Origin of the sequence: Desulfococcus sp. (genome assembly GCF_041737845.1) — a bacterium.
Classification (GTDB): domain Bacteria; phylum Desulfobacterota; class Desulfobacteria; order Desulfobacterales; family Desulfococcaceae; genus Desulfococcus.
Map to the genome: position 1 here is coordinate 1 of NZ_JBGSQX010000122.1, position 16868 is coordinate 16868.

Annotated in this window: 16 protein-coding genes; 4 read left to right on the plus strand and 12 right to left on the minus strand. The window is 60.9% G+C overall.

Going from position 1 to position 16868, the window contains the following annotated elements:
• The 8 genes from ACEW8N_RS14350 to leuB all read right to left on the minus strand — a co-directional run.
• Positions 1-1678, minus strand: a 1678-nt coding sequence (locus ACEW8N_RS14350; RefSeq protein WP_373500522.1) for a HAMP domain-containing protein, incomplete at its 3' end; no start/stop codon positions are given.
• 17 nt (positions 1679-1695) lie between these two features.
• Positions 1696-2721 carry a phosphate/phosphite/phosphonate ABC transporter substrate-binding protein gene (locus tag ACEW8N_RS14355; protein ID WP_373500523.1) on the minus strand — a complete coding sequence of 342 codons (1026 nt, stop codon included), beginning with the start codon at positions 2719-2721 and terminating at the stop codon, positions 1696-1698.
• Positions 2718-3608 (minus strand): PhnD/SsuA/transferrin family substrate-binding protein, encoded by an 891-nt coding sequence (locus tag ACEW8N_RS14360; protein WP_373500524.1) that lies wholly within the window; start codon positions 3606-3608, stop codon positions 2718-2720. The genes ACEW8N_RS14355 and ACEW8N_RS14360 overlap by 4 nt, the downstream gene beginning before the upstream one ends.
• Positions 3609-3616: 8 nt before the next feature.
• Complete coding sequence (locus ACEW8N_RS14365) at positions 3617-4384, minus strand: phosphate/phosphite/phosphonate ABC transporter substrate-binding protein (protein ID WP_373500525.1); 768 nt, start codon at positions 4382-4384, stop codon at positions 3617-3619.
• A gap of 173 nt (positions 4385-4557) precedes the next feature.
• Positions 4558-6057, minus strand: coding sequence for a TolC family protein (locus ACEW8N_RS14370; RefSeq protein WP_373500526.1), 1500 nt, complete (start codon positions 6055-6057; stop codon positions 4558-4560).
• 152 nt (positions 6058-6209) lie between these two features.
• Positions 6210-6509 (minus strand): Dabb family protein, encoded by a 300-nt coding sequence (locus ACEW8N_RS14375; protein ID WP_373500527.1) that lies wholly within the window; start codon positions 6507-6509, stop codon positions 6210-6212.
• A 40-nt stretch (positions 6510-6549) separates the two neighbouring features.
• Positions 6550-7908: a sigma-54-dependent transcriptional regulator gene (locus ACEW8N_RS14380; RefSeq protein ID WP_373500528.1), complete on the minus strand. Its 1359-nt coding sequence runs from the start codon at positions 7906-7908 to the stop codon at positions 6550-6552.
• Positions 7909-8605: 697 nt separating this feature from the next.
• On the minus strand, positions 8606-9679 hold the full coding sequence (gene leuB, locus ACEW8N_RS14385; RefSeq protein ID WP_373500529.1) for a 3-isopropylmalate dehydrogenase: 1074 nt from the start codon (positions 9677-9679) through the stop codon (positions 8606-8608).
• 294 nt (positions 9680-9973) lie between these two features.
• On the opposite strand from leuB, the gene ACEW8N_RS14390 reads away from it, so the two are divergent.
• From ACEW8N_RS14390 to ACEW8N_RS14405, 4 genes are all read left to right on the plus strand, one after another.
• Positions 9974-10777 (plus strand): hypothetical protein, encoded by an 804-nt coding sequence (locus ACEW8N_RS14390; RefSeq protein WP_373500530.1) that lies wholly within the window; start codon positions 9974-9976, stop codon positions 10775-10777.
• A gap of 106 nt (positions 10778-10883) precedes the next feature.
• Complete coding sequence (locus tag ACEW8N_RS14395; protein ID WP_373500531.1) at positions 10884-11927, plus strand: phenyltransferase domain-containing protein; 1044 nt, start codon at positions 10884-10886, stop codon at positions 11925-11927.
• Positions 11924-12643 carry a DapH/DapD/GlmU-related protein gene (locus tag ACEW8N_RS14400; RefSeq protein WP_373500532.1) on the plus strand — a complete coding sequence of 240 codons (720 nt, stop codon included), beginning with the start codon at positions 11924-11926 and terminating at the stop codon, positions 12641-12643. The genes ACEW8N_RS14395 and ACEW8N_RS14400 overlap by 4 nt, the downstream gene beginning before the upstream one ends.
• 49 nt (positions 12644-12692) lie before the next feature.
• Positions 12693-13781, plus strand: a complete 1089-nt coding sequence (locus ACEW8N_RS14405) for an AI-2E family transporter (protein WP_373500533.1) — start codon at positions 12693-12695, stop codon at positions 13779-13781.
• On the opposite strand, the gene ACEW8N_RS14410 is transcribed toward ACEW8N_RS14405, so the two are convergent.
• The 4 genes from ACEW8N_RS14410 to dsrJ form a co-directional block, all read right to left on the minus strand.
• Positions 13778-14305 carry an NUDIX hydrolase gene (locus tag ACEW8N_RS14410; RefSeq protein WP_373500534.1) on the minus strand — a complete coding sequence of 176 codons (528 nt, stop codon included), beginning with the start codon at positions 14303-14305 and terminating at the stop codon, positions 13778-13780. The two genes, ACEW8N_RS14405 and ACEW8N_RS14410, sit on opposite strands and share 4 nt — an antisense overlap.
• A 94-nt stretch (positions 14306-14399) precedes the next feature.
• Positions 14400-15557 (minus strand): sulfate reduction electron transfer complex DsrMKJOP subunit DsrP, encoded by a 1158-nt coding sequence (gene dsrP / locus ACEW8N_RS14415; protein WP_373500535.1) that lies wholly within the window; start codon positions 15555-15557, stop codon positions 14400-14402.
• Between the two features lie 111 nt (positions 15558-15668).
• Complete coding sequence (dsrO, locus tag ACEW8N_RS14420) at positions 15669-16466, minus strand: sulfate reduction electron transfer complex DsrMKJOP subunit DsrO (RefSeq protein WP_373500536.1); 798 nt, start codon at positions 16464-16466, stop codon at positions 15669-15671.
• Positions 16466-16867, minus strand: coding sequence for a sulfate reduction electron transfer complex DsrMKJOP subunit DsrJ (gene dsrJ, locus ACEW8N_RS14425; RefSeq protein WP_373500537.1), 402 nt, complete (start codon positions 16865-16867; stop codon positions 16466-16468). The genes dsrO and dsrJ overlap by 1 nt, the downstream gene beginning before the upstream one ends.
• Position 16868 lies beyond the last annotated feature (1 nt).

Sequence of the window (16868 nt, forward strand, 5' to 3'; positions counted from 1 at the left end):
GCAGCGATTCGGCCTCCCGGAATACCACCTCCTGTTCTTCCTGCAGCACGGCGGCAAGAGAGGCCAGGTAGGCCGGGATCTGCCTGCCCCGGGGGTCTTCCGTGAGAAAATGGGCCAGGCCCCCCTCGGGTTCGGCCATCAAGCCCGCAACACGGGAAACATTCCCCACGCGGGATTCCCGAAGCTGTTCCATGAGCAGCGTACAGGAGACATTGACGCTGTTGAGGACATTGCCCACGTTGTGCAGCACGCCGGTGGCCACCTCGGCCATGCCCGCCGCCCGGGACATCTCCAGAAGAGATCCCTGGGCCGAGGCCAGCTCCGCAAGGGCCTGCTCCTTGGCCGCGACCTGCTCCTGAAGCTCCCGGGTGCGCTCCAAAACCCGCTGTTCCAGGGTAACCTTGGCATCCAGCAGGGCTTCCTGAGCGTGCTGACGGGCGATGGTCGCGCCGAGCATGTCGGCTCCTGCGCGCAGGCTGCCCTGCTCGGCATCAGTCCACACCCGCTCCCGAACGCAGTCGTCCAGACCCAGAAACCCCCACCAAACGCCTTCCACAAACACGGGAATGGCGATGAGGGAAAGGACATCCTGAGGCTCCAGCACGGCTCGTTCGGCCGGGCTCATCTCTGCAACCAATCCGCTGATGATTTCGTTGTTGCCGAGCAAGGCGATCCAGCGGCCGAACCCGGCGTCGGTATAGGGGAGAACCTGCAACTCGGGGTTGTTCACCTCCGGACGGATCCCCTGGGCGGTCCACTCGTGGGCGTATCTCGTGCATAATCGGCCGGCCTCGTCCATTTGGTTCTCGAAAACATAGGCCCGGCTGACATCCGCCGCATGGCCGATCTTGCCCAGCACCAAGGTGATGACCATCTCCCACTGAGCGGCCCTCATGAACTGCTCGGCGGCAAACCGGACACTCTCCAGAATAAGATCCCGGCGAAGCAGGGCCTCGGTCATGGTGTTCACGGACTCAGCGAGGCTGCCCAGCTCGTCATGCCTGACCATGTCCGCGCGCACGGAGAGATCGCCGCCGGCGATCTGCTGGACGACATGTCGCAGACGGAGAATGGGACGGACGAGATGTCCGGCATACGCCAGGGAGGCCAGGAGACTGAACACGATGCAGGCCACCCCCAGCATGACGGTGTTGTAGTAGAGGGTCGCCACGCTCCGGTCGTAGCCCTCCAGGGAAAGGCCGACATGAATCCATCCCCACTGGATGCCCGAGTAATCGAACGGCTGGGCGAAGTGAAAGACGCGTCGATTGAGCAGGGGAACCATCGCAATGTCTCCTACTGCCTCCCGCTGCTGCGGCAGCCAGTAGGCATCGACTTCAGGCTCGACTTTCCAGCCGGTCTGCTCGATGACCAGAGAGAAACCGTCATTTTTCATGACGATCAGAAAGTCGAGATCGGGATCGCCGTCGAGCATGGTCTGGCCGGCGCTGACCACGCTGGCGAAGTCCTCGTTGATCGCCGCGCCCGCGGCCACATCGTGCAGGGATACGGCCACGCTGTTGGCTTTGGATTCCAGGTTTTTCAGAAACGTCCTTTTCTGCTGGGGATAGGTCAGCACAACAAAGATGACCAGCGTGGTGAGCGCCAGCAGCCAGGACAACAGGGCAATGCGCAGGGCGATTCCGACGCCGCGGCGCCTGGGTTGGGGTGAAGCCATCCTTTCGGTCCCTTTCATCAAGGCAAGGCGACCGGGCTTCCCGGTGCGCCTTTGATTTCATGTTGCCGTGGTGCGGATCTCGCACGGAGCCTGCGCACCGTGTCCAGATGGCTGTTCACGAAGGGAACCATCCGACCGGCCTTGAAAAGAGTGAGAATCTGCTGCCCCGCCGGCTTGAGATGCAACTCGGCCATCGCCTGGACCAGATCCTGTCTGAAGACCTCCGAGGACCAGCCCGATCGGCCGAGGCAGATGACGGCGTTGACGAGGGGCTCTGATGCATCGATGGCCCCCAGACTGTTGAGCTGGGGGTTCAGCTCCGTCATCAGCTCAAATTTCGTGGCATCCACCAGGACCGCATCCCTCTTGCCAAAAAAAACCGGGAGGATCGCGGCCATGGGATCCGTGTGATCTTCCAGCACGCCAAAGAACGCCCCGGGAATGCCCAGTTTCCGATCCGACAGAAGAACCTGGAGCCAATGGGCACCGAGATTGGTGTTGGGCGCGGCCAGCAGATTCAAGGACCTGCCGCGCAGATCGAGGAGGGTTTTGAGGCTTCCGTCGCGTCGGGCCAGAAGCAGATAGCGCCTTGCCACCCGGCCCTGGTCCGAGGGCACAAACACCGGTTCGATCCCGTCGCCGGTCATCTCCAGGTAGCTCCAGCTATCCAGAATGACGAGGTTGATGGTCTCCGCGGAGAGCGCCCGGGAAAGGTGACGGGCGCTCTCGAAGGTCTGGATCGTGATGTCGATGTCATATCCTTTGGCCGCCCCAACCGTACGTGCCAATGTCTTGAACGCGGCTTCCGCGTCCATGGGGTTCACCCCGAGAAAGGCTCTCCGGGTGAAGCCGACCTTCAGGGTTTCCGGATTCAAGGCGGCGGATGAATCGTCTGCGCGGAGCGGTGCCCGGATTCCCATCAGCAGTCCCGGCAGGGCCAGGCCGATGATGACCAGGATTCTTGCCGTCATGCTCCGTGTTCCCTGCCGGCCGGGCCGGCATGTTGCGCCGATGGCGGCGTCGACCGGCCTCGACCGGCTCATGGCGCAGCCTCCCGGGATGGGACGCCCTTTGCCGGATTCCCGTGCGCCGTCAAAAACTGCCGGGTGGCATCCAGGATGGATGCGGGATGCTTCTCCATCCGGGAACTCTGGAAGACGGTGAGCACCTGCCGCCCCCCCGGGGTGGTGTGCAGCTCCGTGATGGCGGCCTCTAACCGCTCCCGGGACCGCCCCTGGAAAGTGGGGCGGAAAAAAAAGAACGACGTGATGAAAGGCGGCGACACGGTCAATACCTTGAGGTCGTCCTGGAGTTGGGGATTGAGTTCACAGGCCAGTGCAAACGCGTCCATGGTGACCAGCGCGGCCCGGGATTGACGGAAATAGACCTGCAGAATCGCCTTGGACGGATTTTCCACCGGGGTCAGACCCCCGAACCGGCGGCCTGCCATCACGTTCTCCAGCCATGGCCGGGCCAGGACCATCCGCTGGCCATCGTGCATGACAACCGTTTTGCCCATCAGCCCCTTCAGGTCGGTGATCCCGCCGTTGCGATGAACGAGAACGGCATACCGGACATGGAATCCCTGCTCCGTGGCGGGCAGAAAAACAGCCTCCGGCTGCACCCCCAGCAGCATGGCTTCCTCCACGGTAACGGAAACGGCGTCCAGCCGGTCCTGGAGAAAGGCGGTGCGAAGATCTTCAACCGGATCAAACCACGTCACTTCAGGCTGCTCCGGCAGATCCCGCTCTCTGACGACCGTGGCCGCCCATGCCTTGAGGGCCGCAATGGCGTCGTTCCGGTTGATTTTTTCGAACGTCCGGGAGGATATTCCGATGCGGAAAACGGCATCATGCCCGCTTTCAGCGCGTTGTACCTCTGCCGAACCCAGAATGCCCAAACAGGACAGGAGGATGAGAAGTGTTTTCATGGCTGGTTTCATCGCACAAGCTTTTCGTGGGCGGCAATCAGTTCCAGGGCCGTGTCGAGGCAGGACGCGGGATGCTCCTCGATGTCCTCGCTGTGGAAAATGGTCAGCACCTGCCGGCCCGCGGGGGTCCTTTTCAAGCCGTTCACCCCGGCGATGAGATCCCCCTTGAAGTGCGGGTTGTAGTCGGCCCGGAAGGCAAACACCGCCGGCACCATTTCCGGGGACTCGGCCAGGACGGCGAGCTGCCTCGCCAGTTGCGGGTTGAGTTCGGCCATCGTGTCGAATGCGCTGCGGGTGACGACGCAGGCATCGGTCTGGCGGAAAAACACCGGGAGAACCACCTTCGACAGCTTGGCATCCCGGGAGATCCTGCCGGCAAACCGGGCGGCCGCGCGGTGGCCCTGCTTCACCAGGATCGTGTCCAGCCACAGCGGCGCCAGGCAGGCGCGCGGGTTCGTGTGGAGCAGGAGACTGCGCCCGCGCAGGTCGGCGACGCTTTTCACGGGGCCGTCCCGGTGAGACAGCAGCACACATTGCTCGGTGGTGCGCCCGGCGTTGTAGGTCACGAAGATCGGTGAAAAATGAACTTCCCGGCGGAGCCGAGCGTATTCGGTCATGGTGATACCCACGGCGTCCACCTGTTTTTCCCGCAATGACCGGATCAGCGCGTCAATATCCCTGAAAATGTCGGGGTCCGGGTCGGTGGGCACGCTCCGCTCCCTGGCGATCAGCTCCCCCCAGACCTTGACGGCGGCCTTGGCGTCGTTTTCGTTCACGTCCGAGAACATGCTGCTGGAGAAACCGATGCGAAAGGATTCAGAAAGCGGTTCGGCATGCAAGCCCGACGGGGCCGCCGAGCTAAACACACCCAGCCAGAGCGCGAGGCAACGGCAAAACCGCCCACCCCGCTTCCGCCGGCCTGCAAACCAGGGGGCGCCGTCAGCGTTCATCACCCTTCGAGCTTCTTCAGCACTTCGGTTCCCACCACCAGGTTCAACTGCGACTGGAGGGCGACATGATCGTAGCGGGCCTTGTAATGCTGGGCGGACATGAGGGCCTCCATCAACTGGGCCCGGATGACCTTCTCGGTTTCCACCAGTTCGTGCTGGTAGGCCCGGGTGTTCAGGTCGCGGTTCTGTTCGGCGGCCGTCATGGCGTCCAGGGTGGCCTGATGGGACTTCTCGGCAGCGCCCAGGGCAAGAAAGGTATCCCGGATCTGAAGGCCGATGCCCTCTTTCAGGAGAAATTGCTCCTCCTTGATTTTGGCGACGCGGGCGCGGGTTTCGGCCACTTTGTTTTTCGTCAGGAAACCGCTGAAGATCGGAATCTCAACACCCACCCCGACCGTCCATCCCTCTTTGTTCCGGTCGGTGGCCATTCCGGCATCGTAGTCGTTCCACCATTTGTGCAGATCGCCGGTCACCGCGAGCTTGGGATGGTGCCCGCTCCGGGCGGTCCGCACCGCGCCCTCCGCCGCGCGGATGCCGGCCTCGATCTTCGACCAGTCCGGGTTGAACCGGTAGGCGGCGCCGACAAGTCCGTCCAGCTTTTCGCGGAACGGCGCGAAGGGGATCTCCGTGTCGGCAGGCTTGACGCTGGCATGCCACGGCATCCCCATGGTGTTGGCCAAGGCGGCCCGGGCCATCAGCTCGTTCTTCTCCAGAAGGGCGACCATGGCGCGCAGCGACTCGACGGTCACCTTGTTTTCGAGCCAGTCGGTCTTCTTCACCTTGCCGCTGCCCTCCTTGTACATCGTTTCGGTGAGGTTCAGGGTGGCCTCCATGCGGGCCAGGGTATCGCTACCGACCTGATGGAGCTGGGCCGCCAGCACCGCGCCGTAATAGAGCCGCCTGACGCTGTCGCTGATTTCCAGGTCGGTACGCCGGGATTCCTGTTTCATCATCTCGACAAGGCTCTCTGTCTGCTCCCGAAAGCCCCTGCGCATGCCCCCGTCGTAAAGGAGCCAGGTGGCCTGAAGGGAAGCCATGAAGGAGGTCTCGTCCATCAGTTGGATATCCTGCTCGGGAACGGACAAATCCTGTTCCGGCGTGCTCACCGGCAACGGGATCATCGCCCCGGGAGGAGCCGCGGGATTCACGAGCTGGGCCGGCACATGGATCGTCGCGGAACCGGCCGGAACATGGATCCGGGCGGCCGGAAACAGGAAGTTGGGGTATTCGTCCATCCGCTGGTAGCCGCCCCTGGCCCCGACCTGGGGCCAATAGGCGGATAGGGCCTGGTGGTGCTGGGCCTCCGCCATCTCGACGGAAAACCGTGTCGCGGGCCTGCGATGGCTGTTTTCCATGGCCTTCTGAAGACATTCCTCGAGGGTGGCAACCTGCGGGGCGGACGCCATCGCGGCATCGGCGGCATGGCCGGGGACGGGAAACATCACGGCAAGGAGGAAAAGAATCGCGGCGCAGAAGGGCAGTATGGTTCGGCGTGACATGTGCATGACTCCTTTGTTTTCCAGGGCCAAACGGTGAAAGCGAGATCATCAGGGGGCTTCAGGTCGGTATCATCGTATTATCGGCGCAACGCTGAAAAACTTGAGCCTTATCCCGGGACATAAAGATGCGCCACCGATCTTCCGACCGGGGTTCAGGGCTTGTCCGTCTCGAAATCGACGGCCTGGATGGTTTCGGCGGCGGCCTGGATCTTCCGGACCACCGCCTGGTGGTCGGGATGACCGGAATAGCGCTTCAGGGCGTCGAGGTCATCGAAGCGCGAGACCAGGGCGAAATCGCAGGACCGGGAAGACCGCACGACATCCCGTCCGAAGTCATAATACCGGATCTCCGGGATGAGGCCGGGAAGCGCGCCCAGCCCCGCCTCGATCTCCTGAATCATGGCCTCTGTTGCATCCGCCTTGAATTTCAAAAAAACCACGTGTTTGATCATGAGTTCCTCCTTGTGAAATAAGCTTGTTATCGAAAATGGGTCAAGCTTTTTCTATACCATATCTTTTCATTTTGCTGTAGAGGGTTCCGCGGGCGATGCCCAGCGTCTCGGCCGCATGCTTCAGATTCCCCCTGGTTTCATACAGGGCCCCCCGGATCAGGGTCTCCTCCGCATGATCCAGGGACCACGAGGAGAGGTTCAGCCGGATGCTTTTGTGGGACGGTTCTCTCCGGATATCCTGGATGTCCGCCGGGACAATTTTCCGCCCCTTGCAGAAGATCGCGGCGTTCTCGATCACATTCGCAAGTTCCCTGACGTTCCCCGGCCAGACATGCTGCTTCAGGATCTCCGTAGCGGCGTTGCTGATCCCGGTGATGTTCTTTTTCGCCTTTTCATTGAACTGCTGCAGAAAATGGTCCGCAAGGAGGGGGATATCGGAAACCCGCTCCCGAAGGGGGGGGAGTACGAGCGAGACCACGTTGATCCGATCAAACAGCACCGCACGGAAACGTTTTTCCTCCACCAGTTTCGCCAGATTGCGATTCGTGGCGCAGATCATGCGGACGTTGGCCTTGATGGTCCTGGCGCCGCCCACCCGCTGGAAGGTCCGGGTTTCAATGCACTGGAGCAGCGCAGCCTGGGTCGTGAGGGAAAGATCGCCGATCTCGTCGAGGAAGAGCGACCCGCCTTCGGCGGTTTCAAAACAGCCCACCTTGGTCGTCACCGCGCCGGTAAACGCGCCCTTCTCATGACCGAACACCTCGCTGTTGCTGATGGTGTCCGTCAGGGCGGCGCAGTTGACCCGGACAAAAGGCCCCGACTTCCGGAGACTGTTGTCGTGTATGGCTTTTGCGGTCAGATCCTTTCCCGTTCCGGTTTCCCCGGTGATCAGGACAGTGGCGTTGGTGGTCGCCAGAGCGTCGATCCTCTCGTACAGTTCGGTCATCGCCGGATCCTGACCAACGATGTTTCGGAACGTCAACCCATTCCGGCGACTCTCCCTGAGGGGTTCAGCGCGGCCGGAGGCGTTTTTGAACCCGATGATCCCCTCGATCACGGCGATGATGGAATTGAAGACAAAGGGCTTGAGGATATAATCATAGGCGCCGGATTTCATGGCCTTGACCGCGTCCTCGATGTTGCTGGAGCCGGTGACGACAAGGACGAAAACCTCCGGGTGGCTGGTCTGGAGTGCCTCCAGAAGGGCATGGCCGTCCATATTGGGCATCATGAGATCCGTGATCACGATGTCCGCGGGATAATCCTGGAGATGCGCCAGGGCGTCCAAGCCATCGTTGGCGGTCTTGATCTGATAATCGTAATTGGCGATCAATTCGACGAAACTCTGTCGCATGAACCGGTCGTCATCTACAAATAGAATTTTTACTCTGGGGGTCATGGGGGTGTCCTCAGGTGGTTGTTCCCATCTCTCTTTTCAGTCGATAGTAACGGCGTCTATCGCATGGCACAGGCGGCCCATGCATTGTTTGCCCCTCTCCGTAGTGGATTGCTGAGGAATGTTGATCCATTCTCGGATAACATTGATGTCTTGCTCTCTTTCGTTAAATGGGTGACGGCGCGAAAAGCTGCAAAAAATGTCCAAATCTGACACATTTTGGCTTCATGGCGGATGCCTGAACGGATGGATCCGAGGAATTCATCCTATCGATTCTCACTAATTTACCTTAATACCAAATAGATAAAGTCTTATTCGCATTCTCAGGAAATGCCGGGGCAGCGCCTCAAATACACATAACAAATATTATGATAGCAAAAATCATGCCGATTTACGGCCCAGGGCTTCTCGCCAGGGGATATCTCATTGGCAGAATCGAAGGCAGGTCTTTGAAAGCAAATCCGGGCAGGGGGGAAGCGCCGCCGAGGCCCGATCTCCGGGCGGCATTTCGATGAAACAAATGGGGAGGGAGGAGGGCCTGATCCGACGCATAATCGGTACAGGCCCGGATATGCAGGTATTTCCTGCCGGCGGCCCGTTGCATGGGCCTGTTTTAAATGAACGGGGCGAAAACCCTGTGGTCTCCACCCCGATATGCATCACACTTTCTGACGCGGCGCTGCGGCGCAGGCCGCCGGGATCAGATCCGCTCGGCCACGGCGTCCCCGAATTGGGGGGTGTTGAGGGCCTTCTGTCTGTCGGCGGCGATATCCAGGGTGCGGAGGCCCGCGTCCAGGGTGTCGGCCACCGCCTTCTCGATGGCCGCGGCGGCGGCCTCCTCTTCCAGGCTGTATTTCAGCATCATGGCGGCCGAGAGGATCTGGGCCACCGGGTTGGCGATCCCGCGGCCGGCGATGTCGGGCGCGGACCCGCCGGCGGGCTCATAGAGGCCGAACCGGGTCTCGTTGAGGCTCGCCGAGGCCAGAAGGCCCATGGAGCCTGTCAGCATGGCGCATTCGTCGGAGATGATGTCGCCGAACATGTTGCCGCAGAGCATCACGTCGAACTGGTGGGGGTCCCGGATGAGCTGCATCGCCGCGTTGTCGATGTACATGTGGTTCAGGGCCACGTCCCCGTATTCCCGGCCCACCTCGGTCACCACCTCCCGCCAGAAGACCATGGACTCGAGCACATTGGCCTTGTCGACGGAGGTCACCTTTTTCTTCCGCAGACGGGCGATCTCGAAGGCCTTCCTGGCAATGCGATCGATCTCCCGGCGGGTGTAGGATTTGGTGTCAAAGGCCCGCTCGTCGGGGCCGGAGCCCTCGCGGCCCTTGGGGGCCCCGAAGTAGATGCCGGAGGTCAACTCCCGAACGCACAGGATGTCGAACCCCGCCCCTACGATGTCGGGCCGTAACGGGCAGCTTGCCGCCAGGGACGGGAAGACCCGGGCGGGGCGGAGGTTGCAGAAGAGGTTGAAATGCTTTCTCAGGGGCAGCAGGGCCGCCCGCTCGGGCTGTTTTTCGGGCGGCAGGGTTTCCCATTTGGGCCCGCCGATGGACCCGAACAGGACGGCGTCGCTGGCTTCGCACAGGGAGAGGGTCTCGGGCGGCAGGGCGGTCCCGCTGCGGTCGATGGCGCAGCCGCCCACGTCGGCCCATTCATAGATCAGATGGATGTTGAATTTCTTCGCGACCGCATCGAGGACCTTGATGGCTTCTTTCATCACTTCCGGTCCGATGCCGTCTCCGGGCAATACGGCGATCTTTTTCATAGGTCTCCTGACAGTCATCATTCAGTCCTACATGCGGTCTACTGTATCGCATCTTTTGGGGTCTTGCAACAGACGAAGAGCGCATCGAAAATGGGGGGATCTCCGTCTGCGACATCCTCAATCCGGATGGCTGCCGCCCCTGGCCTTCCGTTTTTATTTTTCTTTTCGGGATGGTGATGTATATATTATGCTTTTAGGCTGGCAGCGGCGCGCGACGGGCGCAGGGAACCGCGGGCTTCGACCCGGCGGTCCATCCGGGGGCGATGCCCCCAAGACACCCAAAGGAGAATCACCATGGCATCTTTCAAGGAAAATCTTCTGAAAAAGATCGAGATCGACAGGCTGGCCGACCGGGTGACAGCCACCGTGGGGCCTTCGGGCAGCGGGAAAAAAGCCGACCTGGAAGCCATGCGCCGCCTGCTTGCGATGGGCCCCTATGCGCATCGGAAGGAGCGGGACATGGACCTGTACCTCCTCACCGACGATCCGCAGAAAACAACCATCCTGGTCCTCGACAACGAGCTGCCCTTCTACCATACGAGCGTCGATGACGTGGTGCTCCGAAAAAGCCCCACCGTCAAGGAAATGATCAGCATCCGCAATGCCGTCAAGATCCTCAACGACCAGGACGTGGTCACCAGCAAGCGGGAAACCTCCGTCGGCATCGTGCGAAAGTCCTGCATCCAGCAGCTTGACCTCTCCTTCGACGAGAAAGACCTGGAGACCATCGCAGCAGACGGGAAGGCGGCCCTGGACGCCGGAGATGCCGGAGCGGTTATCGAGACCCTCACCCTCTTCGAGGAGGTCCTGGGATACGTCACGCCCGACCGGGGATTCCAGGTCAAGGGGTACCGAATCACGGGGCGGATCACGGAAGAAGAAAACGCGGTGCTCCGCTTCGGTCCGATCCTCATCTTCGATGCGACCAGCGGCAAGCTCATGCTAAGCGAGGAACCCATCCGCAGCGCAGACAAAGACAAATCCGAGCGTCTCGAAAAGATCGCCGCAGGAGACCGCAAGGCCGACCGGCAGGGCGATGCCGTGTTCGCCTTCCTCAGGGAAAAAGCCCTCAGGGTATCCTATGATCCGATGGGCTGATCGGCAAGGGGCCGCCGGCGCCGAGGCATGTTTTCCTGTTGCATCCGGCCGCGTTTCACAGTATGAATACGCCCCGTTCACCGGAAATGAAGAGGAATAGGGAAGGATGAAGCCGACCATCCGCATCACCACCCCTGCGGCGGCCCTCAACATCGAAGAGACCGCCGGCGTGATCGCCCGGACCCAGCGGGAGAGCGGGGAGATTCCCTGGGGCCCCGGCCAGAAAACCGATCCGTGGGACCATGTGGAGGCGGCCATGGGCCTTTGCATCGGCGGACGCTCGGCTGCTGCCGCCCGGGCCTTTGAATGGATGGCCCGGACCCAGCTTGCGGACGGGAGCTGGTATTCGGCCTATCGGAACGGCGTGCCCGAAGACAGGACCCGGGAGAGCCACATGGCCGCCTATATCGCGGTGGGGGCCTATCATTATTACCTCTGCACCGATGACCTCGGCTTTCTGAAGGAGATCTGGCCGACCGTGGCGGCAGCGATCACCTTCGCGGTGGGGCTTCAGAACACCACCGGCGAGATTTACTGGGCCGTGAGCCCCGACGGCAGGGCAGACCGCATGGCCCTGCTCACTGGCTGCAGTTCCATCTATATGAGCCTCAAATGCGCCCTGGCCATCGCGCGGCTCCTGGACCGCCCGAAACCGTCCTGGCAGGAGGCCCTGGCGAGGCTTGAAACCGCCATCCTGAGCCGGCCCCACCTCTTCAACATGACCAAATCCCGCTACGCCATGGACTGGTTCTACCCGGTCCTGGCCGGCGCCGTGACCGGCGATGCCGCAAAACAGCGGATCGACGCCCACTGGCGCAAATTCGTGATCCAGGACCGCGGCGTCAGATGCGTTTCCGACCAGCCCTGGGTCACCGTCGCCGAAACCTCGGAGCTGTGCCTGGCCCTCGCGGCCATGGACAATCCGATCCTTGCCGAGATCGTCTTCGGTTGGATTGCGGACAAGACCGATGCCGACGGCGCCTACTGGTGCGGATTCACCTGCCCGGATATGACCATCTGGCCCGAGGAACGGAATACCTGGACCAACGGGGTCGTCCTGATGGCGGCCGATGCCATCCACCACATCACACCCGCGTCCCGTCTTTTTTCACATCGCTCCTGGAGAGCGCATCCGGAGGAATCGGCTTGAGAAAGGATCACCGCCCCTATTTCATGAAACGGATGGACCTCCACTTCCAGAAATTCTACACCCGCCGGTTTCTCCGCCCGCAATTCGATCGCCTGGGCAGGGGCGCCCATTTCATGAAGCCCTGGCACGTGGAGGTCTTCGGCCCCCGGATCGAAATCGGGCGCTACGCCACCGTCATCGCGGCACCGGACAAGAAGGTCCGGTTTTCGGTATGGTCCGATCGGCCCGACCGGGGGAGAATCCGCGTCGGCGGCTATGCCCTGATCTGCCCGGGAGTCAGGATCGGCTCATCCTTCAGCGTGACCATCGGCGACAACTGCATGTTCGCCAGCAGCGCATACATCACCGATTCGGACTGGCACGGCATCTACAACCGCACGTCCATGGGGACCGCCGCGCCCGTCGTCATCGAGGACAACGCCTGGATCGGCGACCACGCCATCGTCTGCAAGGGCGTGACGGTGGGGCAAAACAGCATTGTCGGCGCCGGCGCCGTCGTCACCCGGGACGTTCCGCCCAACGCCATTGCGGCGGGAAACCCGGCGAAGATCGTGAGGCGCCTCGATCCCGGCGAGGCGATGGTCACCCGCTCCCAGTGGCTTTCGGACCCCGTCAAGATCTCCCGGGACTTCGACCGGATCGACCGGGACCTGCTCAGGGGCAACACGGTTCTGGGCTGGCTGCGGCACCTGGCGTTCCCGGCGAAGGGAGATTAAGACCCGCCCGGAAAACCCCTCAACCCGGCCGCTCTGGCAAGGAAGGTTTATGATCGAGATCCTTCGGAAAATGTTCCGGCACTATTTCTCTGACCCCCAGGTGATCATGCTGGGCTTCCTGCTCATCCTGGGCTTCGTGGTCGTCTTCGCCCTGGGGGAGGTGCTGATGCCCGTTTTCATCAGCATCATCATCGCCTATCTTCTGGAGGGCATGGTGACCGGCCTCGAACGGATCGGCGTTCCCAGGATCCTCGCCGTCATCATCGTTTTCAGCATCTTCATGGCCTGCCTGCTCTTCCTCATCCTCTGGCTCCTGCCCCTGCTGTCCCGCCAGATCGGCCAGCTCCTCAAGGACTTCCCGTCCATGATCGCCCGGACCCAGACGGCCCTGATGCACCTGCCCCAGAAGTATCCGGATATCATCTCCATGACCCAGATCGCGCAGATCAACGAATACCTGACCACCGAGCTCACCCGCCTGGGGCAGTATCTGCTTTCGGTGTCCCTTGCCTCGGTCCGGGGCATCATCACATTTATGGTTTACCTGATCCTGGTCCCCCTCATGGTGTTTTTCTTCCTCAAGGACAGGAATGCCATCATCGAATGGGGCAGAAGCTTTCTGCCGGAAGAGCGGAAGCTGGCCGGCGAGGTCTGGTTGGAGGTCAACCTGCAGATCGCCAACTATGTGCGGGGGAAAATGTGGGAGATTCTCATCGTCTGGGGGGTCACCTATGTTGCCTTCATTCTGCTTTCCGTGCCGTTTACGATGCTGCTGTCGCTTTTCGTGGGGCTTTCGGTGCTGATACCCTACATCGGGGCGACGGTCATGTTCTTCCCGGTGGGGCTGATCGCCTTCTTCGAATGGGGATGGGGGGCCCAGTTCGCCTATACCATGATCGCGCTGGCGATCATCCAGGCCCTGGACGGGAACCTCCTGGTGCCGCTCCTGCTCTCGGGCGTGGTCAACATCCACCCCATCGCCATCATCGTCGCCGTCCTCCTCTTCGGAGGGCTGTGGGGGCTGTGGGGACTCTTCTTCGCCATTCCGCTGGCGACCCTGTTCCATGCCGTCTCCAAGGCGTGGCTCCAGTCCTCCATCCGGGAAAGGCATCCGAACGACGCCTCACGGGAGATTTAGTCCTCCAGGCACCCTACCCGGAGCAGGGCGCAGATGGTTTTGGCGTCCTGGATATCCCCGCTGGCAATCATCGCCTGCGCCGTTTCAAACGGGAATACATGGACGGCCAGGACCTCGTCGGCATCCAATTGCTGGGCCGCGGGCCGGAGATCCGTGGCCAGAAACAGGTGAATCCGCTCGTCCGAATAGCCGGGCACGGGGGTGATCTCCCCCAGCTTTCGCCATGCCCCGGCCGCATATCCGGTCTCCTCGGCCAGTTCCCTTGCCGCGCACGCCTCCGGATTCTCATGGGGATTCAGGGTTCCCGCCGGGATCTCCCAGATATACCCGCCGACCGAATGCCGGTATTGCCGGATCAGGACCACCGAGCCCTCGTCCGTCATAGGGACGATGGCCGAAGCCCCCGGGTGGCGGATGGTGTCGATATCCACCGTCACGCCGTTGTCCAGGGTCACGTTTTCCCGCACCAGGGTGAACACCCGCCCCTGATGGATTTCTTCCTGCCGGTTGATGACGGCGCTCATCGCTCACCTCGTTAAAAAAAAACAGGGCTCACCCCCGGCCTGCTCTTACCGGAGGATGAACCCTGATTCAGAGAAATACATGCATCAATGAAATTTACGCACGAACCTCTTCCTTTACCCCGACCGTGATCTTGAACAGGATGGTGAGGACGAGAAAGCCGGCGGCCCAGACGCCCAGCGTGATGATCAGCTCAGGGATCGTGGGCACATACTCATTGACCTCATGGAGGGGGTTGGGAACAAACCCGCCGGAGATCATGCCGAGCCCCTTGTCGATCCAGGTCCCGATGAAAACCATGCCGCAGGAGATGGCCAGAAGGTTCTCGTTGGCCCGGAACGCGGGCGGGATCAGCATGATGATCGCCAGGACCATGAGGGCCATGGAGGTCCACATGAAGGGGACCAGCGCCCCGTGCCCGTGGAGCCCGAAGAACAGGTACGTGATGTGATCCATATGCTCCGGTATCTGGCTGTAGAAGGCCACGAAGATCTCGCAGAGAAAGAAGAACACGTTGAGGATGAGCGCGTAGGTGACGATTTTGGCGAGGGTCTGGATCTGCTCCCGGCCCGGATCGAAGTTCGTGAACCTGCGGACAACCAGGCAGAGCAGAATCAGCAGGGCCGGCCCCGCGGCAAAGGCCGAAGCGAGGAATCGGGGGGCCAGGATCGCCGTGAGCCAGAAGCCTCTTCCCGGCAGACCGCAGTACAAATAGGCCGTGACCGTATGGATGCTGATGGCCCAGGGGATCGAGATGTAAATGAGCAGCTTGATCCAATTGGGATATTTGGCGTTGTTTCGTTCCGCCTCCAGGACATTCCATCCGATGACGGCGTTCAGGAAGAGATAGCCGTTCAGAACGATCATGTCCCAGAACAGGATGGAATTGGGCGTCGGATAAAAAATCACGTTGAGCATCCGCATGGGTTGCCCGAGGTCGGCCGTGATGAACATGAGGCACATGACGATGGCGGCGATGGCCAGGAATTCACCGAGGATGGTGATCCTGCCGAAGGCTTTATAATCATGGAGATAATAGGGCAGCACCACCATAACGCCTCCGGCGGCCACACCGACGAGAAAGGTGAACTGGGCGATGTAGAACCCCCAGGATACGTCGCGGCTCATGCCGGTGATCCCCAGGCCGAAATTGAGCTGCCACAACCAGAACGCGCCGCCGAGACCGGCAATACCGGCCAGGACCGCCAGTAATCCGTAATATCTTTTGCTTCCTTTAATTGCTAATTCAAGCATAACCACCTCATTTTCAAAAGTTGGGCGATGCAGTTGCCGGGGCTGGAAATGCACCCGGTCGTTTGCGGCGGGGGGAGCGTCCCCCGCTGCCTGTTCCCTGATCGGCCTGATCTATACGATGTAGAATACGGAGGGCTCCGTTCCCAGGTTTTCTTTCCGCCGAATCGTGAAGTTCTCTTTCAACAGCTTCCGGACCTCCGATTCGGGATCATCCAGGTCGCCGAAGGCGATGGCTCCTTTGGATGCCTCGACGCAGGCGGGCATTTTGCCCTCGGCCAGGAGTTCCTCGCAGAAATTGCACTTCTCCACCACGCCCTTGGAGCGGGTGGGAAATTTCTTGTTGGTTTCCGCGATGAACGGCCGGGGATCCCTGAAGTTGAAGCTCCTCGAACCGAAGGGGCAGGCGGCCATGCAGAATCGGCAGCCGATGCAGCGGTGGAAATCCATCATCACGATGCCGTCTTCGCGCTGAAAGGTGGCCTTGGTCGGACAGGCCCGCACGCACGGCGGATTTTGGCACTGGTTGCACAGGACGAGAAACGGGCTTTGCAGCGCGGCCTCGCTCAGGTAGCGGCTTCCCGATCCGGGAAACGCGTGATTGTATTCCGTCTCCCAGATCCACTTGATCTCGTGACGCTTGAGCTCCATATGAGGAACGTTATGAAACTTATGACAGGCTTCGATCAGCGGCTCCAAGGCCTCTGAGGTTGCCAGCTTCCGCGTATCGATGACCATTCCCCAGTGGACGGCGGTCAATGCTTTTTCCCCCTGGACGATCGCAGGCTCTTTTTGCTCACCATGCCCTCCACCGGATGCGGCCAGCGCGTTCATCACGGTTTGGGTTCCGACACCCATGCCAACGGCAGATACTCCGGCGACCTTCAAGAATGTTCTTCTGCTGCTTTCCATCACTTTGTCTCCTTCGGATTGTCTATATGGCAATCATAGCAATACGGGTCCACCGAAGCATAATTGTGACATTTGTCGCAAAACTCGGCCTTGTTCGAATGACAGTCCAGACAGGTGTTGGACAGGCTCATGTTGTATGCCTTGCCCTCTTCATTCACATAGATCCGTTTGCCCTCCCGGACCACCGTATCCCGCCATACATCCAGGAGCTGCATGTGCTCCGTTTTCATGTACGCCGTCGGTCTTACGCATACCTTGGCGGCCTTTGCCTCTTTGGACAGTTCGACCTTCGGCGCCGGCGCGGCCTTGCCGAGATTGAACCAGAAGGGGAAAGTCACCAGGACGATAAAGATCACCAGGCCGGCGACCACCTGATCTTTATTATACATCTTCTTCGACATG